General features: G+C 72.2%; 17 protein-coding genes. 11 read left to right on the top strand and 6 right to left on the bottom strand.

What is annotated here, in order from left to right; translation table 11 throughout:
* Positions 1-51: 51 nt before the first annotated feature.
* Positions 52-972 carry a hydroxymethylglutaryl-CoA lyase gene (locus tag AB0B97_RS08175; RefSeq protein ID WP_357491646.1) on the top strand — a complete coding sequence of 307 codons (921 nt, stop codon included), beginning with the start codon at positions 52-54 and terminating at the stop codon, positions 970-972.
* A 54-nt stretch (positions 973-1026) separates the two neighbouring features.
* On the opposite strand, the gene AB0B97_RS08170 is transcribed toward AB0B97_RS08175, so the two are convergent.
* On the bottom strand, positions 1027-1599 hold the full coding sequence (locus AB0B97_RS08170) for a snapalysin family zinc-dependent metalloprotease (protein ID WP_357491644.1): 573 nt from the start codon (positions 1597-1599) through the stop codon (positions 1027-1029).
* A gap of 162 nt (positions 1600-1761) precedes the next feature.
* Between AB0B97_RS08170 and AB0B97_RS08165 the strand changes: the two genes are divergently transcribed.
* From AB0B97_RS08165 to AB0B97_RS08155, 3 genes are all read left to right on the top strand, one after another.
* Entirely contained in the window at positions 1762-3294 is a 1533-nt protein-coding gene (locus AB0B97_RS08165; RefSeq protein ID WP_357491642.1) for an acyl-CoA carboxylase subunit beta, read from the top strand.
* A gap of 77 nt (positions 3295-3371) precedes the next feature.
* Positions 3372-4520, top strand: coding sequence for an acyl-CoA dehydrogenase family protein (locus AB0B97_RS08160; protein WP_357491640.1), 1149 nt, complete (start codon positions 3372-3374; stop codon positions 4518-4520).
* A gap of 146 nt (positions 4521-4666) precedes the next feature.
* The gene (locus tag AB0B97_RS08155; RefSeq protein WP_357491638.1) at positions 4667-7357 is read left to right on the top strand and encodes a helix-turn-helix domain-containing protein; all 2691 of its coding nucleotides are present in this window, start codon (positions 4667-4669) and stop codon (positions 7355-7357) included.
* Positions 7358-7786: 429 nt separating this feature from the next.
* Here AB0B97_RS08155 and AB0B97_RS08150 read toward each other — a convergent pair whose 3' ends face one another.
* Positions 7787-8293: a MarR family transcriptional regulator gene (locus tag AB0B97_RS08150; protein ID WP_357491636.1), complete on the bottom strand. Its 507-nt coding sequence runs from the start codon at positions 8291-8293 to the stop codon at positions 7787-7789.
* 99 nt (positions 8294-8392) lie between these two features.
* Between AB0B97_RS08150 and AB0B97_RS08145 the strand changes: the two genes are divergently transcribed.
* Both AB0B97_RS08145 and AB0B97_RS08140 read left to right on the top strand, forming a co-directional pair.
* Positions 8393-8974 (top strand): YceI family protein, encoded by a 582-nt coding sequence (locus tag AB0B97_RS08145; protein WP_357491634.1) that lies wholly within the window; start codon positions 8393-8395, stop codon positions 8972-8974.
* 285 nt (positions 8975-9259) lie between these two features.
* Positions 9260-10738, top strand: coding sequence for a glutamate--cysteine ligase (locus tag AB0B97_RS08140; protein ID WP_357491632.1), 1479 nt, complete (start codon positions 9260-9262; stop codon positions 10736-10738).
* 45 nt (positions 10739-10783) lie between these two features.
* On the opposite strand, the gene AB0B97_RS08135 is transcribed toward AB0B97_RS08140, so the two are convergent.
* The gene (locus AB0B97_RS08135) at positions 10784-12319 is read right to left on the bottom strand and encodes a hypothetical protein (RefSeq protein ID WP_357491630.1); all 1536 of its coding nucleotides are present in this window, start codon (positions 12317-12319) and stop codon (positions 10784-10786) included.
* A gap of 122 nt (positions 12320-12441) precedes the next feature.
* On the opposite strand from AB0B97_RS08135, the gene AB0B97_RS08130 reads away from it, so the two are divergent.
* On the top strand, positions 12442-13140 hold the full coding sequence (locus AB0B97_RS08130) for a PASTA domain-containing protein (RefSeq protein WP_357491628.1): 699 nt from the start codon (positions 12442-12444) through the stop codon (positions 13138-13140).
* A gap of 165 nt (positions 13141-13305) precedes the next feature.
* Complete coding sequence (locus AB0B97_RS08125) at positions 13306-14133, top strand: PASTA domain-containing protein (RefSeq protein WP_357491626.1); 828 nt, start codon at positions 13306-13308, stop codon at positions 14131-14133.
* A 7-nt stretch (positions 14134-14140) separates the two neighbouring features.
* Here AB0B97_RS08125 and AB0B97_RS08120 read toward each other — a convergent pair whose 3' ends face one another.
* Together AB0B97_RS08120 and AB0B97_RS08115 are read right to left on the bottom strand one after the other, a co-directional pair.
* Positions 14141-14581 carry a hypothetical protein gene (locus AB0B97_RS08120; protein WP_357491624.1) on the bottom strand — a complete coding sequence of 147 codons (441 nt, stop codon included), beginning with the start codon at positions 14579-14581 and terminating at the stop codon, positions 14141-14143.
* 96 nt (positions 14582-14677) lie between these two features.
* Positions 14678-14962, bottom strand: coding sequence for a hypothetical protein (locus tag AB0B97_RS08115; protein ID WP_234584496.1), 285 nt, complete (start codon positions 14960-14962; stop codon positions 14678-14680).
* A gap of 626 nt (positions 14963-15588) precedes the next feature.
* Between AB0B97_RS08115 and AB0B97_RS08110 the strand changes: the two genes are divergently transcribed.
* From AB0B97_RS08110 to AB0B97_RS08100, 3 genes are all read left to right on the top strand, one after another.
* The gene (locus tag AB0B97_RS08110) at positions 15589-16464 is read left to right on the top strand and encodes a helix-turn-helix transcriptional regulator (RefSeq protein WP_234584497.1); all 876 of its coding nucleotides are present in this window, start codon (positions 15589-15591) and stop codon (positions 16462-16464) included.
* A complete protein-coding gene (locus AB0B97_RS08105) occupies positions 16434-16655 on the top strand; it encodes a DUF397 domain-containing protein (protein WP_007454112.1) in 222 nt (73 codons plus the stop codon). Before AB0B97_RS08110 ends, AB0B97_RS08105 begins: the two co-directional genes overlap by 31 nt.
* Positions 16656-16866: 211 nt before the next feature.
* Positions 16867-17268 carry a hypothetical protein gene (locus AB0B97_RS08100; RefSeq protein ID WP_234584498.1) on the top strand — a complete coding sequence of 134 codons (402 nt, stop codon included), beginning with the start codon at positions 16867-16869 and terminating at the stop codon, positions 17266-17268.
* Here the strand turns inward: AB0B97_RS08100 and AB0B97_RS08095 are convergent.
* Positions 17236-17835, bottom strand: coding sequence for a hypothetical protein (locus tag AB0B97_RS08095; RefSeq protein WP_357491621.1), 600 nt, complete (start codon positions 17833-17835; stop codon positions 17236-17238). The genes AB0B97_RS08100 and AB0B97_RS08095 overlap by 33 nt on opposite strands.
* Between the last annotated feature and the right edge of the window lie 28 nt (positions 17836-17863).

Here is a 17863-nt window from a genome sequence, read left to right as displayed (position 1 = left end):
CGTGGCACCCCGACCCTCCGTACCGATCCGACGTCACAGCGAGGTGACCGAATGAGCCAGTTGCCAGATTCCGTCTCGATTCGTGAGGTCGGGCCGCGGGACGGGCTGCAGAACGAGGAGCCGATCCCCGCCGACGCCAAGGTGCGGCTGCTCGACGCGCTCTCCGGCACCGGCGTACGTCGGATCGAGGCGGTGTCGTTCGTGCACCCGAAGGCGATCCCGCAGATGGCCGACGCCGACGAGGTGTGGCGGCGGGCCACGAAGGCCGCCGGGGTGCGCTACTCGGCGCTGGTGCCGAACACCCGGGGCGCGCAGCGGGCCCTGGCCGCCGGGTTCACCGAGATCGAGGTGGTGGTGTCGGCCAGCGACACGCACAACCGGCGCAACGTCAACCGCTCGACCGACGAGTCGTTGGACGACATCGCCGAGCTGATCGACCTCCTGCACGGGGCGTCCGCACGGGTCGAGGTGATCGTGGCGACCAGCTTCGGGTGCCCGTACGAGGGGGACATCGACCCGCGGCGGGTCGCCGGCATCGTCGACCGCGTGGTCCGCGACGGCGCGGACCGGGTGGCGTTCGGCGACACGACCGGCATGGCCACCCCGCGTCGGGTCCGTGAGCTGCTGACCGCGGTACGCGACCGCAACGCGCACGTGCCGGTGCTGCTGCACTTCCACAACACCCGGGGTACGGCGCTGGCCAACCTGCTGACCGCGCTGGAGCTGGGGGTGACCGAGTTCGACGCCAGCGTCGGCGGCCTGGGCGGCTGCCCGTACGCCCCGGGGGCCAGCGGCAACCTCGCCACCGAGGAGGCCGTGCACATGCTGCACGACATGGGCATCGACACCGGCATCGACCTGGCTGCCCTGATCGAGGTGGCCGAGCTGGCCGAGGAGCTGCTCGGCAAGAAGCTCCCGTCCGGTGTGCTGCGGGCCGGGCCGCGTACCCGGCTGACGCCGATGCCGGGCTGAGGACGCGACGAAGGGGCCGGCGAACACGCCGGCCCCTTCACCGTGCCAGGTCGGTCAGCTCACCGGGGTGAGCACGCTCGGCCAGCTGTCGCGGAAGATGTCCGCGCTGCGGCCGGTGCTGCGCTCGGTGGCGCTGAGGGTGCCGGCGAAGAGGTTGCTCACCCGGTTCGCCTCGGCGCTGCTCGGGTACGGGTTGGTGCAGCTGGTGCCGGCGCTGCCGCCGGACATCAGGATCGAGCAGTTGCCGTTGTAGTTGTCCGGCAGGCCGAGGATGTGCCCGATCTCGTGGGTCATGATCCGCAGCGGGCTGTACTGCGCCGCCTGCTGGGTGTCGATGTAGACCCGGCCGTTGCCGAGGCTGGTCCGCTGGGCGTAGGAGCCGCCGCCGGTGATCTGGTAGATCCGCAGGTTGGAGCCGCAGTTCGCGGAGAGCGTCAGGTTCGTGGTGGCGTTGTTCCAGATCGAGGCGGCCTGGCTGGCAGTGCCGGCGTAGGCGCCCGCCTGGCTGGTGTTGTAGCAGATGGTCATCGCGGCGGACGCGGGCGCGGGGTTGGCGACCGTGATGCCGAGGGTGGCAACTGCCGTCGCGACAAACGCGACAGCGAGCCGACCGAGTCGTGAGGTCATCGCTGACTCCTATCCGAGAGGGGTGCCAGGAGCCTATCCACAGAGATTAATAGATTTCAATGTTTCGTTCGAAGAAGCGTCGCTCGGTCAGCGGGTCGCCGGGAGGTGCGCGAATGCGATAGCCTAACGATCGTTCAGGTCAACACGGGCGAGGGAGTCGGCGTGACGCTCGACGGTGAGGCGCTGGAGCAACTGCGCAAGCGGGCCCGGTCCGGCGGCGCGGAGAAGTACCACGCGGCCAACGAGGCCAAGGGCAAGCTCTTCGCCCGCGAACGCGTCGCGCTGCTGGTCGACGAGGGTTCGTTCGTCGAGGACGGCCTCTACGCGAACGCGCTCGCCGACGGGCTCCCCGCCGACGGCGTGGTCACCGGCACCGCGACGATCGACGGTCGGCAGGTCTGCCTGATGGCCAACGACTCCACGGTCAAGGCCGGCAGCTGGGGCGCCCGGACCGTCGAGAAGATCATCCGGATCATCGAGCGGGCGTACGGCGCCGGCGTGCCGATGGTCTACCTGGTCGACTCCGCCGGCGCCCGGATCACCGACCAGGTCGACCTCTTCCCCGGCCGACGCGGCGCCGGCAAGATCTTCTGGAACCAGGTCCGCGCCTCCGGCTCGATCCCGCAGGTCTGCGCGCTGTTCGGGCCGAGCGCCGCCGGTGGGGCGTACATTCCGGCGTTCTGCGACGTAGTGGCAATGGTCGACGGCAACGCCAGCATGTACCTCGGCTCCGACCGCATGGTCGAGATGGTCACCGGGGAGAAGACCACCCTGGAGGCGATGGGCGGGGCCAAGGTGCACACCGCCGAGTCCGGCGTCGGGCACTTCCTCTGCAAGACCGAGGCCGACGCGCTCGACGTGGTCAGGACCTACCTGTCGTATCTGCCGGCGAACTGGACCCAGGCGCCGCCGGCCGCGCCGGCCGTCGCCGCGCCCGCGAAGGCCGACCTGGCCGCGCTCGTGCCGGCCAGCGAGCGGCAGGCGTTCGACATGCGGCGGTACGTCAAGGGCCTGCTCGACGAGGGTTCCTTCTTCGAGATCCAGGCGCTGTGGGCCAAGGAGCTGACCATCGGGTTCGGCCGCCTCGACGGCCAGGTCGTCGGCGTGCTCGGCAACAACTCGATGTTCAAGGGCGGCGTGCTCTTCGTCGACTCGGCCGACAAGGCGACCCGGTTCGTGCAGCTCTGCGACGCGTTCAACGTGCCGCTGCTCTTCCTCAGCGACGTACCCGGCTTCATGGTCGGCAGCGCCGTGGAGAAGCAGGGCATCATCCGGCACGGCGCCAAGATGATCACCGCGATCTCCGAGGCGACGGTCCCGAAGATCTGCGTGGTGGTCCGCAAGGCGTACGGCGCTGGGCTCTACGCGATGGCCGGCCCCGGCTTCGAGCCGGACGCGACGATCGCGCTGCCCACCGCGAAGATCGCGGTGATGGGCGCCGAGGCCGCCGTGAACGCCGTCTACGCCAACAAGATCGCGGCGATCGGGGACCCGGACGAGCGGGCCGCCTTCGTGGCCGCCAAGCGGGCCGAGTACGAGCAGGACATCGACGTCGTCCGGCTCGCCAGCGAGCTGGTGGTCGACGCCATCGTCGAGCCGCACGACCTGCGTGGCGAGCTGGTCCGCCGCTTCGCCGCCGCACGTACGAAGGACCGGCACTTCTCCCGGCGTCGGCACGGCGTCACCCCGGTCTGACCCCCGCCCCACCCCCCACAGCGATCCGCCCTGCGGCGTCACGAGCGCCGGGGCGGCCGTCCCCACAGGAGGATGAGATGGACTTCCGGCTCACCGACGAGCAAACGGCGCTGCGGGAGAGCGTGCGGGACTTCGCCCGCGAGGTGGTCGCCCCGGTCATCGCCGAGCACTACGAGCAGCACACCTTCCCGTACGAGGTGATCCGGCAGATGGGCAAGATGGGCCTGTTCGGCCTGCCCTTCGGCGAGGAGCACGGCGGGATGGGCGGCGACTACTTCGCGCTCTGTCTGGTCCTGGAGGAGCTGGCCCGGGTCGACTCCAGCGTCGCCATCACGCTGGAGGCGGCGGTCTCGCTCGGCGCGATGCCGATCTACCGCTTCGGCACCGACGAGCAGAAGGCCACCTGGCTGCCGAAGCTGCTCAGCGGCGAGGCGCTGGCGGGCTTCGGGCTCACCGAGCCGGGCACCGGCTCCGACGCCGCAGGCACCCAGACGCGCGCCGTGCTGGACGGCGACGAGTGGGTGATCAACGGGTCGAAGGCGTTCATCACCAACTCGGGGACCGACATCACGGCCCTGGTCACCGTCACCGCCGTGACCGGCACGAACGCGGACGGCTCCAAGGAGCTGTCGACGATCATCGTGCCCACCGGCACGCCCGGATTCACTGTGGCCCCGGGTTACTCCAAGGTCGGGTGGACCGCCTCCGACACCCACGAGTTGACCTTCGACGACTGTCGGGTGCCCGCGGCCAACCTCCTCGGCGCGCGCGGCCGAGGGTTCGCCCAGTTCCTGCGGATCCTCGACGAGGGCCGGATCGCGATCGCCGCGCTGGCCGTCGGCCTCGCCCAGGGCTGCGTCGACGAGTCGATCAAGTACGCGCAGGAGCGGCAGGCGTTCGGCCGCCCGATCGGCACCAACCAGGCCATCCAGTTCAAGATCGCCGACATGGAGCTGAAGGCGCACACCGCCCGGCTGGCCTACTACGACGCCGCCGCCCGGATGCTGGCCGGCGAGCCGTTCAAGCGGCAGGCCGCCATCGCGAAGCTGCACGCCAGCACCATCGCTGTGGACAACGCCCGCGAGGCCACCCAGATCCACGGCGGCTACGGCTTCATGAACGAGTACCCGGTCGCCCGGTTCTGGCGGGACTCCAAGATCCTGGAGATCGGTGAGGGCACGAGCGAGGTTCAGCGCATGATCATCGCGCGCGACCTGGGTCTCTGAGCCCGGCCCGGCACCGGCCTGCTGGCTGACGTCGGCCTGCCGTCGCGGGCCGGCCAGCCGTTCGGCTGTCGGATTTCGGCGAGCGGACGTCGGCAGACCGACGTTCGACTGCCGATGGTCGGAGTCGATCCGTACTCTTCGTGGCCATGACTCCGGAGCATGATCGGTCGCGGAGCCCGGCCGGTCGTACCAGGCTGCCGGAGCTGCTCCGTGCGCACCGGCGCGCGGCCGGCCTGACGCAGGCGGAGCTGGCGTCCCGCGCCGGGGTCGGCGTGCGGACGGTGCGGGACCTGGAGCGCGGCCGATCGGTCCGGCCGCAGCGCACCACCGTCGAGTTGCTGGCCACGGCGTTGGAGCTGGCCGGCGGGACCCGCGCGGCGTTCCTGGCCACGGCCCGTGGCGCTGCCGGCGGTGAACCCCGGCCGGACGTCATCTCGGGCACGCCCGGGGTTGGTGCCGGTGGCACGTCGACAGCCGGAGCCGCCCGGGCCGGCGCTCCGGTGGCCCTCCCACCACCTGTCGCCCTGATCGGCCGCGACCGCGACGTCACCGAGCTGGCCGGAATGCTGACCGCGGAACGCGGCCCCCGACTGGTGAGCCTGGTGGGGCTGGCCGGTGTCGGCAAGACCGCGCTCGCGCTCGCCGTTGCCCACGCAGCGGCCCGCGCCCATCCGGGCGGTGTGGCCGGCGTGCTGGTCGGCGAGGGCTCGGACGGACCGGACGTGCTCGCCGCCACGATGACCGTCCTCGGCGCGGCCCGGCTGCCGGAACTCGTCGCCCGGCTCGCCGGCCGGCCGGCGCTGCTGGTCATGGACGCGGTCGAGCGCGCTCCCGGCCCGGTGGCCGAGACGCTGCACCGGCTGGGCGTCGTGCTGCCGTCGTTGCGGGTGCTGGTCACCGGACGGCACCCGGTCGGGCTGCCCGGCGAACGGGTGTGGCCTGTCGCGCCGCTCGAGGTGCCGCCGCCGGACGCCGAGCACTCCGGACCGGCCACGCTCGGCTCGTGGCCGGCGGTCGCCCTGTTCACCGCGCGGCTCGCCCAGGTCCGTCGGGAGCCGCCGACTCCGGACGAGCTGCCGGCGTTGGCCGCACTGGTCCGTCGGCTGGGCGGCCTCCCGCTGGCCATCGAGCTGATGGCCGCCCGGGGCCGGCTGCTCGACCTCACCGAACTGCTCGACCGGTACGGCGATCGCGTGCTCGATCTGACCACCTCGGCCGACCCGGCGGCCCGTACCAGCTGGGACGGGCCGGAGGCGGCCACCCGCCGTCCGTATGCCACCGATGCGACCCGGGCGGCGGTGGCGGTGACCCTGCGGGACGCGGTGGCGACCAGCTACCGGCTGCTCGCGCCGGATGAGCGCGACGCGCTGCGGCGGCTCGCCATGTTCGGCAACCGCTGGTCGGTGGAGCTGGCCGAGGAGATGCTCGTCGACGAGGCCGACCGGGACGGCACTGTCGCCATCGATCCGGTCCCACTGCTGGACCGCCTCGTCGAGCTCGGTCTGCTGAGCGTTCGCGGCACCGGGCCGTTCCGGTTCCGCCTGCTCGACGCGGTCCGCGACTTCGCCATCGAGCAGGCCGTGGGTGGTGGTGAGCTGGCCTGCGTACGACGTCGGCATGCGGAGGTGGTCGCTCGCCTCGTGGCGCGGACGGCCTCCGAGCTGGCCGGCCCCCGGATGCTCGACGCGGTGCACCGGCTCGACGAGGTGAGCAGCGACATCAGTACGGCCCTGGCCCACGCGGCCAGCGACGACCCGCTGACCGCGCTCCGTCTGGCGGCCTGCCTGCCCCGCTGGTGGCGCTTCCGGGGGCGCGATGTCGCCGGGCGGCAGTGGCTGCGGCGGTTGCTGGCCGACCCGCGAACCGCTGACGCGGACCCGATCCTGCGCGGCTGGGCCAGCCTCGGGGTGGCCCGGCTCGCTGCCGAGCACGGTGCCGAGGCCGACGAGTTGCCGACGGCGCGGGCCGCGTTGGAGACGTTCCGACAGGCCGGCGACGTGACCGGCGAGCTGGAGGCGCGCAGCGTTCTCGGCGCACTGCTGACCACCGTCGGGGAGCACGCCGAGGCCCGGGAGCAGGCCGAGGCGGTGCTCCGGCTCGCCGCCCGCAACGGGCGGACCCGGGACCTGGCGGTGGCGCAGAACAGCCTCGCCTGGCACGAGATCCGGATCGGTGACCTGGGCGCGGCACGTCGTCGGCTGGCTGCCGTGGACCGGCTCGCCGCCGAGGGTGGTGAGCAGCGGTTCCGGGTGCTGGCCTGGGCCAACCGGGCCGAGGTGTCCCGCCTGGAGGGCCGGTACGCCGACGCCGTCGACCAGGGCCGGCGCGCGGCGGCGGCCCTGTTCGAGTTGGGTGACCCGGGGCATCGACGGCGGGTGCTCGGGACTGTCGGCCTGGCGCTCGCGCAGGACGGGCGTGCCGTGGAGGCGACCGAGGTGCTCACGGAGCTGCGCGCGGGGGCCGCCGAGGCGACGGTTGTCGTGCCGGGTCAGCAGTGGGTGGAGCGGATCGGACTCCCGCGACCGCGCTCGGACGACACCGTGTTGTCCTGGGGCGGCCCGGAGGCGGGAATCTGTGCGTTGATCGAGGGCAACCTGGCACTGCACCGGGGCGACCGGGAACTGGCGGCGGAGTGGTTCACCGCAGCTGTCGAGGCCGGTCACGATCGGCGGGACGTCGTGGAGGCGCTGGTGGGCCTCGCCGCGAGCACCGCGGACCCGGCTGTCCTCGATCGCCTCGACCGGGTCTGCGAGGAGAGCGGCATCCGACTGCTGCCGCAGGAGTCCGGGCTGCTCTATGCGCTGATGGCCGCGCGGGGCGGGTCCGCCGAGCGCTAGTGCGGCACCCGTCGGCGGCCGGCCCGACGGAGAGTGGCGCGAGCGAAGAGCCCCCTTGGTGCTACCCCTCGCTGTTCGCCCGCGCCGTCACCCCCCGGTGATTCCCCGGTGGACGAAAGCCTGCCACCGCTGCCGGGGCAGAAGGTGCTCTTCAAGAAGTTTGTCCCGTCTGCAACGTCAGTTCTGCCGGTCTTTCTGCCGGTACTCCCGGCCCTTGCCGTACCCGCCGCCGATCGCCCGGACGTCGCCCCGACCGGGCTCCGCCGTCGCCGGCAACGCGGCTCGGAGCTACCGACAATGCGGCTCGGAGCTGCCGACAACGCGGCTCGACCACCGCCGACGGCGCGGCTCGGCGCCGCGGACAACAACCGGATGAACGCCGCCGGGCAGGCCGGGTCGCCACGATGCGCCAGGCCCGGGCGTCAGCGGTCAGGCCGGGTCGCTGTCGTCCGCGGCGGCGATGTCCTGATCGGTGCTGCCGGCGGTGGCACCGGGATGGACGGCGTCCCGCACGCGGCGCAGGCCGTCGAGCAGTGCCGCCAGCGCCTCGGGGTCGAGCTGGCCGGTGAACCACTGCTCGATGATCCGCAGATGGCCGGGCAGCGTCTCGTCGAGTCGCTGCATGCCGGACGCGGTGACCACCGCGTACGAACTGCGGCGATCGTTCGGGCAGGCTCGGCGGGTGAGCAGCCCGTCGCGTTCCATCCGGTCCACCACACGGGTCACCCCGCTGGTGGACAGCGACGTCTGCGCGGCGAGGTCGGTCATCCGCAGCTGGTTGCCCGGCGAGCGGGCCAGTCGGGTGATCACCTCGAACTCGACCACGGAGAGGTCGTGCTCCTCTAGTTGGGCGGCGAACCGGGCCGAGAGCCCGGCGTGGACCTCGTAGAGGAGGCCAACCGCGGTGATCCGGGGGTCGTCGAACACGTTGGTCACTCGTTAACCCTACCAGTACTTGACAGAGGGAATGTTGTTGCGGTTATATTTGCTCAAGCAGTCGTTGGGCTACTAAACAATCTCCTGGAGGACAGCAGCATGACCAGCAGCACCGATGCGGTTACCCGCGACTGGGACGGCCTCACCATCCCGACGGCCGGCACCTACGTGCTGGACGCGGCGCACAAGCGGGTCGGCTTCGTCGCCCGGCACATGATGGTGAGCAAGGTCCGCGGTGAGTTCAACGAGGCGACCGCCACCATCACCGTTGCCGAGGACCCGCTGCAGTCCTCGGTCGTCGCCACCATCCAGGGTGCCAGCATCGACACGACCCAGGGCGACCGGGACGCGCACCTGCGCAGCCCCGAGTTCCTGGACGTCGAGAAGTACCCGACCCTGGAGTTCCGCAGCACCGGCGTCAAGTCCCGCCGCGGCAACGAGTTCGTGCTCACCGGTGAGCTGACCATCAAGGACGTCACCCGTCCGGTGGAGCTGGAGGTCGAGTTCGAGGGCGTGGGCCGCAGCCCGTTCGGCCAGGACATCTTCGGCTTCTCCGCGAGCACCGAGATCGACCGCGAGGAGTTCGGCCTGACCTGGAACGTCACCCTGGAGACCGGTGGCGTGCTGGTCGGCAAGAAGATCAAGATCGAGATCGAGGGCGAGGCCGTCCGTCAGGCCTGATCCCACTGATCACCGGTACGCCGGGCCCGCGCCGCACGTCGGCGCGGGCCCGGCGTCGTCCGTACCCAGCGCGTGTGAATTGTCACGACTTGTTGGCACCGTCACGGGGTCCGGCGCGGCAGCGACGGGGTAGAGATGGCGCCACGAGCGCATCCGCTCCGGCCGGCGTCGGGTCATCGTCGTCGGCCTCTGGCCCTGGCCAGGCGAGCGCTCTTAACGTGGATGGTTCACAATGCGCTTTCCGGGACGGCAGGATCCCGACCGCGCCGGTTGTCGGGAGGACACATGGGCAGGGACGTCTCGCAGGGCGCCTTCACCCCGGAGGACCGCGTCCGCTACCGGCAGAAGGTCCGACGGTGCCTGGACGTCTTCGCCCTGATGCTCGACGACTTCGGCTTCGACGCGGACCGGCCGATGACCGGCCTGGAGATCGAGTTGAACCTGGTCGACTCGCGAGCCGAGCCGGCGATGCGCAACGAGGAGATCCTCGCCGACATCGCCGATCCGCTGTTCCAGACCGAGTTGGGGCAGTTCAACCTGGAGTTGAACGCCGAGCCCCGACTGATCGAGGGCACCGGTTTCGCCGACTACGAACACGACCTGCGCAGCAGCCTCACCCGGGCCGACGAGCGCGCGGCCAAGTCCGACGCGAAGATTGTCCTGGTCGGCATCCTGCCCACCCTCACCGAGGGTCACCTGGTCGAGGACAATCTCTCCACCAACGAGCGCTACCGGGTGCTCAACGACCAGATCGTCGGTGCCCGGGGCGAGGCCATCGAACTCGACATCCGTGGCGTCGAGCAGTTGCGGACCCACACCGACTCGATCGCCCCCGAGGCGGCCTGCACGAGCCTCCAGTTCCACATCCAGGTCGCGCCGGACAGCTTCGCCGACTACTGGAACGCGTCCCAGGCCATCGCCGGGGTGCAGGTCGCGGTCGGAGCGAACTCGCCCTTCCTGTACGGCCGTCAACTCTGGGCCGAAACCCGGATCGCCCTGTTCAAGCAGGCCACCGACACCCGCCCGGAAGAGCTCAAGGCTCAGGGCGTACGTCCCCGGGTCTGGTTCGGCGAGCGGTGGATCACCTCGATCTTCGACCTGTTCGAGGAGAACGTCAGGTACTTCCCGCCGCTGCTGCCGATCTGCGAGGACGAGGACCCGGTGGAGGTGCTGCACGCCGGCGGAGTGCCCAAACTGGGCGAGCTGCGGCTGCACAACGGCACCGTCTACCGCTGGAACCGCCCGGTCTACGACATCATGAACGACCGCCCCCACCTGCGGGTGGAGAACCGTGTGCTGCCCGCCGGTCCGACGGTCGTGGACATGCTGGCCAACGCGGCCTTCTACTTCGGGCTGGTCCGCGGCCTGGCCGAGGCGGACCGCCCGATCTGGAGTCAGCTCACGTTCAGCTCGGCCGAGGAGAACTTCCACGCGGCGGCCCGACGTGGTCTGGACGCCGTGCTGCACTGGCCCCGGTTCGGTGACGTGCCGGTCACCAAGCTGGTGCTGGAGCAGCTGCTGCCCGTCGCCGCGACCGGCCTGGACGGGTTCGGCGTCGACCCGGCACAGCGGGACCGGCTTCTCGGCATCATCGAACAGCGCTGTCGTACCGGCCGTAACGGCGCCGTCTGGCAGACCGAGACGGTCTGGGCGGCCGAGCGCCACCGGGGCATGGACCGCAGCGCCGCCCTGCACCACATGGTGCAGCGCTACGCGGAACTCCAGCGCACCAACGAGCCAGTCCACACCTGGCCCGTCAACTGACCCTCCCCTCCACCCGCCCGGAGCGCAGCGGGGTGAGACCCAGGGTCAGGTGGTGGGGCGGCGGGGTGGGCGTGCTCGGTGGGGGGTCGGGGCGTCGGTGGGGGCTGCGGCGTCCGGGGCGGGGCGTGGGGCGGGGACGCGGGGCGGGGTGGTGGTCGCGTCGTCCGGCTGGGTCTCCGGCGTGGCCGGTGCCGCGGCGGTCCTGCCTCGCCGGGTTGCCGTACCGGTCGCGGCGTCGCTCACCGAGCGGGCACGACGTCCCGGCCGGGTGCCGCCCGCCCCGCCCTCTTCAGTGGCCGTGGGTGTCGGGCTAGAGGTCCTGTCGAGCCCCGCGCCCCGGCTGGAATCCGCCGGAGAGGTCGACGCCGATTCGAGTGGGCCGGCCGCAGGAGCCGACGTCGGTCTGCGTTGTCCGGTCGACCCGGTCGGCGTCGGTTCCGGTTGGTCGGCCGCCGTGGTCGACGCCCGTTCGGGCTCCTCGGCCGGAGCGGTCGGTCGTCGGTTGGCAGCACGTCGGCGGCCAACCCGTTCCGCGAGTCGGGCGGCCAGGATCGAACCGCCGACGCCGGCGATCACCGCGTACGGGGCGATGAGCTGGGTGGAGAACTGTGCGGGCCCCGGGGTCGCCCAACGTGGCACGGTGGTCAGGTAGGCGAGCGCGACGAGCAGCGGGCCGGCCGCGCCGGAGGCGGCCGCGCCGATCCGGTGCCCGCCCGACCGCGCGGCGCCCCGAGCGGCCAGGGCACCGATCACAAGCGCGGGTACGAGCGCCAGCAGCGCACCGGGCCAGTAGAGCTGGCCTCCGATCCAGTACCGCGCGTGGTCCGGGTCGAGCTGCCACGTGCCGAGCTGAGCGCCGGTGAGCCCGCGCCCGACGCGTACTCCGTCGATGACCGACACCACCGCGAGCAGCCAGAGCCAGGCGGCCGTCGCGGTGACGTTCAACGCGGCGGCGCGGGAGCGCAGCGCCCAGAGCGCGACGAACACGCCGATCAGGATGCCGAGCACCGCGTGCAGAGCGGCGATCCGCTGTGGCGCGTCGGTGTCGGCGCCCACGGCGACCCGGGCCGGTACGGCGACCAGCAGCACGGTGACCAGTCCACCGAGACCGGCGCCGAGCGCGAGGGACAGCCTGCGGAACAGGCCGCCTCGCTCGTCGGGCAGCGTGTCGGCCACCGGCGCGGATCGATCGACCCCCGAGGTCGGCTGGGCCCGTGCCACGTCGGTGTCCTCGACCCCGGTCGGCGAGCCCTCCTCGAGTGCCGCCGGCTGTGGTGGGGCCGCCTCGGTCGCCGGGGCGGGTGCCGTCGGCCCGGCGACGGCGGTCGGCTGGTCACCAACCTGGGGTACGGCACGCTGGTGCAGTCGCTGCGCGCAGACCGCGCCGAGCACCGTCGAGCTGGCGGCGAGCCAGGTGGCCCAGGCCAGGCCATCGGCCCAGGCCGTGTCGTTGGCCCCGGCGTCGGTGGGCGTCCAGGTGATGACGCCGAGCCCGTAGCCGAAGCCGAGCTGCGCGGCGCCCGCGCCGGCAGCGACCCCGATCGCCGTCACGATCGATACTCCCCAGCCCCGTCTGGCCATGCCGGGCAGCGTAACGTCCCGTCGTCGGTGCGGCGAGTCGCAGTGACCCGCCGGTACGGACCGTCGGCACAACGTGATGGGCGGCGAACGGTACGGTCGCCGGTGATGAGGCGGTGGGCGGTATGACGGACGCGAACACGGGTCGGCAGGATTCCGCCGGCGGCCAGGCCGGCGGCGGAAGCCGGGCCAGCGTGCTGCTCGGTGGCGGGCTGGTCGCGGTGCTGCTGGCGGTGGTCGGTGCGACAGGTGGCTGGCTGCTGGCCGGCGAGGATGACGAATCTCCGGTGAACCCGCAGGCGGTGGCCACCACGGCCGGTACGCCGACCGACCGGCCCACCTCGTCCCGGCCGACCACCGGCCGGACCACGCCGTCCGCCCCACGGACGACCGCCGCCACGACGAAGGGGACCGGGCTGACCGTGCCACCGGTGGTCGGCACCGACTTCGTGCAGGCACGCGAGATGCTGCGTAAGCAGCGGTTGGGCTGGCGTCTGGTCTTCGGCGGTGGCACCGGCCGCACGGTGGAGAGCGCCTCGCCGGCCGTGGGCACCGAGGTGACCCGGGGCACCACAGTTCAGTTGCAGGTGGCCGGTCCGGCCCCCGCCGCCGAGGTGCCGGACGTGGTCGGCGACGACTGCGCCGAGGCGGCCGACGAACTGGTCGAGGAGGGGCTCTACCCGCGTTACCGCAGTGGGCGTAGCGGGAAGGTCAGCCAGCAGGAGCCGGCCGAGGACGGCCCGGCCCGCTGGAACGACGAGGTGAGCATCTGGTGCGGGGCGGCGGCCCCGCCGAGCCAGCCGACCGTGAAGCCCACCCTCTGACCCGTACCGCTGAGCGCGGCGACCCACCCCGGCCTGGCCCGTCGGCACCACCTGACCTGACCGCGGCGCGCGGTTCGCGCCACCGATACCGGCCGATGTCGACGTGGGCGGTTAGGTTGACGGTCGAGGGCCACGGCGCCCGCCCGGTTCGGGAAAGGACGTGCGATGAGCGACGACCGCCAGGAGCCGCCCGCCGGGGAGCCCGAGGACGACCGCACGCGCCCCCTGCCGCCCTCCGGCGGCAGCCGTCCGCAGCCGCCGGACCGCCCCGCGTCGCCCGACGAGACGATGCCGATCGACCGGGCCGCTTCGGGTGGTCGTGGTGGGTCGCCGGACGAGACGATGCCTATCGACCGGGCCGCCTCGGGGCCGTCGGGCGATCGGACGGCGCGGATGCCGCTGGAACGGTCGACGACGCCGCCGTGGTCCGGGCGGGCCGAGGTGCGCGCGCCCCGACCAGCCGAACCGGCCCCGGACTGGTACGTCGAGGAGCAGGGTGGCCGGCGTTGGTGGCTGCCGATCCTCTGGGGCGTACTCGCTCTGCTGCTCGCCGGGTTGCTCGGGGCGGCTCTGTGGGTGGTGCTCAACGCCCGGGACGACGACCCCGACAACCCGGCGACGCCCTCCGTCCCGCCAACCAGTGCCACCGCCGCGCCGAGCAGCAGCGCCCCGACCTCGGCGGCGCCCAGCAGCGCGACGCCGAGCAGCCCGGCGGCCACCACCGAGGAGGCGCAGATACCGGTGCCGCCGCTGACCGGCCTGACGCAGACCACCGCCGAAGGGCTGCTGGACCGGCTCGGCCTGAGCTACCGGGTGGTGTACCGCCCGTCCCAACTGCCGCCGGGGACCGTGGTCGGCACCGATCCGGAGGCCGGCGCGACGGTAGGTGCCGACGAGGAGGTGCTACTGGTGATCTCCCAGGCGCGACCCTCGACCCCAACCAGCCCGACCAGGCCGACCAGCTCGAGTCCGACGGTGACGACAACGCCGTGACGGTTGTTCACCACATCCGGCGGCGGGTGCCGACGAGGCCGAGGCCGGCGAGCGAGATGGTGAGGCCGAAGATTCCGGACCAGAACAGCGAGCGGCGGACGTCCGTGGCGGCGTGCCCGGCGGGCGCTGCCTCGGTGAGTTCCTGCTGTCCGTCGGACTGACCACCCGCGCCGGCCCCGGCTGCCGGGCCGGGCGTGTCGGCCGCTCCGACGCGTCCGTCGGGGGCGTCGGCGCTGATCCAGCCGGGTTCGTCGGTCGGCGGGTCGGAGTCGACCACAGTGATCTCCGGAGCCGGCACCGGAACGGCCAGCCGGGTGGACGACAACGCCGGGTCGCGGACCAGGACCACCATGGTGGTCACTGCGCCGAGGAGAGCGAGTAGTCCGAGAGCGTAGGTGATACTCCAGCGGTGGTGCCGCCGCACGGCGGGCTGATTGACCATGACCATCCCAGGCTCAGGGTCCTGGACGTGCGGTGAAACATGCCGGGGTGGGCGTACCAATTCTATGGCGACGGCACGCCTACCCGCGGCGGTTCGCGCTGGTCAGCCGACTCTGACCGGCGTACGAGAGACAGGGCGTCGGGTCCGTACGGTGTGCGGGCGGGGCTCCGGTGCGGCCTGCACCTGTTGCAGCCCTTCCCGCTGTACGAAGATCGACCGGCGGCTGACGGCGTCGCCGGCGGCGTTGAGCTCGTAGCCGTCGAGCCAGAGCCAACCGTCGTAGGTCGGCCAGTCGAGCACCCGGATCACCCGGAACATGATCGGCCTGAGGAACTGGACACTCGCCGCGCGAGTCACGTGCAGAACGTCACCGGAGCGGGGAAGCACATGGGCTCCTGGGGAGGGAGAGCCGGCGTGGTGCCGGCGGGGTGACTGGTCTGGGATGTCTCGGCCCGGTGACGGGATCGCGCCTCGTGGACCGGTTGGTGCGTGATGGTGGCCGGGCCGTACCCGCTGGTGGCGTGCCGCCACCCGACCATCACCTGACTGCTTCCGGGAACCGCGCCCACCGCCGCAGTCAGCTGGCTTGCAGCGGTGGGGTCATCACCCCGGCGCAGGTCTGGGTGGCGCCGGCCGGGCCCGCGTGCCGCCCGGCCGTCCGGGGTCGGTGGGGTCACCACACCCGGAGAGCGGACGGAGACGCTGAGTGATCCGTGCCATACGGACAGACTGCATCAGCGACGTGCTTCATGCAAGTTGCACGTCGACTTTTGCCGATACGTGAGTCCGCCACGCAAAGCGGCGCTTGAAGCCATCCGCGTACGGACGGCACACTGAGGGCCGGTTTCGCCCGTCGCGGCCGGCCGATGACCGGCACCACCCCTCGTCGCGAACGCTCGCCGGTCGACGGTCGCGCCCCCGGTGAGCGGCAGCCAGTGGCGCGTCGACCGGAGGTAGCCCGAGAGTGGGGTCGAGCAACCAGCGGCGAGGACCAGAAACACCGAGGCCGCGCAATGAGTGAGCGGCGCAGCCCGACGATCCGACGGCGGCGGCTCGGTGCCGAGCTGCGCCGGCAGCGGGAGTCGGCCGGCATCACCATCGAGGTTGTCGCCGAGCAGTTGGAGTGCTCGGCGTCCAAGGTCTCCCGGATCGAGACGGGGCACACCACGGCCACCCCGCGCGACGTGCGGGACATGTTGAGGATCTACGGCGTCGTGGGTGCCGAGAGCGACGAGCTCGTCCAGATCGCCCGGGAGGCGCGGCAGAAGGGCTGGTGGCACCCGTACAGCACGGTGCTGGTCGGTGCGTACGTCGGGCTGGAGGCGGCGGCGAGTTCGATCCGGGCGTACGAACAGCAGGTCGTGCCGGGCCTGTTGGAGACCGAGGAGTACGCCGGGGCGATGATCCGGGCCGCCCGTCCGGACTTCACCGCCGATCAGGTACATCAGAGGGTGCGTGTCCGACTGGGCCGTCAGTCGTTGTTGACGCAGGACGATCCGGTCGATCTGTGGGTGGTGCTCGATGAGGCGGTGGTAAGTCGGCCGGTGGGCGGGGACGAGGTGATGCGCGGCCAACTCAGGAGGTTGGTCGAGGTGGCCGAGTTGCCGAACGTGACGCTCCAGATCCTCCCTTTCGAGGTGGGTGCGCACGCCGGCATGGACGGGACCTTCACGATCCTCAGTTTTCCCGAGCCCGGTGATCCGGATGTCGTGTACGCGGAGAACGCCACGGGTGGGCTCTTCCTCGAGAAGAGCGACGAACTGCAGAAGTACAGCTTCATCTTCGATCACATCCGCGCTGCGGCCATTCGTCCAGAGGAGTCCGTCGCACACATCGCAAAACTGGCAGAGGAGCCGAAATGGCGACCAAGGGGTTCCCCGTGGACCTGACGCAGGCGACGTGGTTCAAGAGCTCGAAGAGCGGGCCGAACTGCGACAACTGTGTGGAGGTGGCGTACGTGACCGGGGCGGTCGGGGTGCGGGACTCGAAGGACAAGGCCGGCCCGGCCCTGGTCTTCGCTCCCGGCGACTGGCACGCCTTCGTCGCCGGCACCAGGGATGGTGTGTTGGGCTCGGTCTGACCGAGTGAGCAGTCGAGTCCCCGTCCGGTCCCGACCGGACGGGGACTCGCCGTGTCCCGGAGCGCCGCCGACCCGGGGTCGACCCGCCGGCTCAGCGATGTTCCGCCGGGATTCCCGTCGCCACAGCGGGTCCGCCTCGTTGAACCCGTCGGTACGGCGCTGGTCGACGACCCGCCGCACCGACCCGCACCCGAGCGAGGTAGGCGAGACGATGACGACGATCGGTTCAGAGAACCTCACCAACGGTCCGGGCAAGCCGGAACGGTTCGGTGGCAAGTACCGCGGGGCGCGTCGGGACACCGTACTGACCGAGGTGGTCTCGACCGACCAGGATCTGAACGGGCGGGAGGCGGCGAACCCGGAGGCGGCCGACGCGCCGCTCTCGCTGCCCTCACTGGACCCGAATCCGCTGGTCGAGCCGTCGTTCCCGCCGACCGGCTGGCCGATGGAGCCGACCGGTTCGCTGGCCGACCACCCGCTGCTGCGCGGCCTGCTGCTGGAACTGCCGCCGAAGGGCAGCATCCCGCCGCCGGGCTGGCTGGACCGCTGGTTCGAGGCGACCCGCGCGATCCTCGAACTGCTATACGTGCAGGGGTCCGGCCGCTCGCGCTGACCGGGGTGCGGCGGGCTGAGCCCGCTCGGTGAGCCGGCTGTGCCGCAGCGCGTGCCGGACACCGATCGCCGCCACGGCGAGCGCGCCGACGGTGATCGCCGGCCCGGTGACCCCGGGCTCGGCGCCGAGGTCCGCGCCGACCGCCGCGATCACCGCCGGCACCGTCGCGAGGGCGGTCACCTGCAACGGCAAACCGATGAGCGGGTGTGCCGCGGCGGCGCGCAGCCCGTGCGGGGCGGGTGTACCGGGTGCGGTGTCGAACGCGCCGGCCCCGGCCCACAGGCGACGGATCCGTCGTACGGAGCAGACGGCCACCACGAGCGCCGGCCCGGTGGCGAGGGTGAGCCCGGCGCCGGCCCGGTCGAACGGCGTGGTGCCGGCGCTCAGCAGCCCGCCGACGGACACGGCCGCGACCAGCGCCACGCCCGCCAGCGCGAGCGCCAGCAACCATCCGGTACGCCGACGAAGCGCACGCGCGTCGCGCAGCCGGGGCAGTCGATCGGCCAGGACCCCGGCGGCCAGCCAGACGGCGGCGACCGGCAACAGGATGGTGAGCTGACTCTCCATGTCGGAGAGTCTTTCCCGTCCCCGAGCG

Origin of the sequence: Micromonospora sp. NPDC049004 (genome assembly GCF_040649315.1) — a bacterium.
GTDB lineage: Bacteria > Actinomycetota > Actinomycetes > Mycobacteriales > Micromonosporaceae > Micromonospora.
Note: the sequence above shows the minus strand (reverse complement) of the source record. Positions and strands in the feature narration are given on the sequence as shown.

What these genes read in the sequence shown, in the direction of transcription:
- AB0B97_RS08175 (WP_357491646.1), top strand. Translation starts at nt 52, where the DNA reads ATGAGCCAGTTGCCAGATTCCGTCTCGATTCGTGAGGTCGGGCCGCGG.
- AB0B97_RS08170 (WP_357491644.1), bottom strand. Translation starts at nt 1,599, where the DNA reads ATGACCTCACGACTCGGTCGGCTCGCTGTCGCGTTTGTCGCGACGGCA.
- AB0B97_RS08160 (WP_357491640.1), top strand. Translation starts at nt 3,372, where the DNA reads ATGGACTTCCGGCTCACCGACGAGCAAACGGCGCTGCGGGAGAGCGTG.
- AB0B97_RS08155 (WP_357491638.1), top strand. Translation starts at nt 4,667, where the DNA reads ATGACTCCGGAGCATGATCGGTCGCGGAGCCCGGCCGGTCGTACCAGG.
- AB0B97_RS08145 (WP_357491634.1), top strand. Translation starts at nt 8,393, where the DNA reads ATGACCAGCAGCACCGATGCGGTTACCCGCGACTGGGACGGCCTCACC.
- AB0B97_RS08140 (WP_357491632.1), top strand. Translation starts at nt 9,260, where the DNA reads ATGGGCAGGGACGTCTCGCAGGGCGCCTTCACCCCGGAGGACCGCGTC.
- AB0B97_RS08135 (WP_357491630.1), bottom strand. Translation starts at nt 12,319, where the DNA reads ATGGCCAGACGGGGCTGGGGAGTATCGATCGTGACGGCGATCGGGGTC.
- AB0B97_RS08130 (WP_357491628.1), top strand. Translation starts at nt 12,442, where the DNA reads ATGACGGACGCGAACACGGGTCGGCAGGATTCCGCCGGCGGCCAGGCC.
- AB0B97_RS08125 (WP_357491626.1), top strand. Translation starts at nt 13,306, where the DNA reads ATGAGCGACGACCGCCAGGAGCCGCCCGCCGGGGAGCCCGAGGACGAC.
- AB0B97_RS08120 (WP_357491624.1), bottom strand. Translation starts at nt 14,581, where the DNA reads ATGGTCATGGTCAATCAGCCCGCCGTGCGGCGGCACCACCGCTGGAGT.
- AB0B97_RS08110 (WP_234584497.1), top strand. Translation starts at nt 15,589, where the DNA reads ATGAGTGAGCGGCGCAGCCCGACGATCCGACGGCGGCGGCTCGGTGCC.
- AB0B97_RS08105 (WP_007454112.1), top strand. Translation starts at nt 16,434, where the DNA reads ATGGCGACCAAGGGGTTCCCCGTGGACCTGACGCAGGCGACGTGGTTC.
- AB0B97_RS08100 (WP_234584498.1), top strand. Translation starts at nt 16,867, where the DNA reads ATGACGACGATCGGTTCAGAGAACCTCACCAACGGTCCGGGCAAGCCG.
- AB0B97_RS08095 (WP_357491621.1), bottom strand. Translation starts at nt 17,835, where the DNA reads ATGGAGAGTCAGCTCACCATCCTGTTGCCGGTCGCCGCCGTCTGGCTG.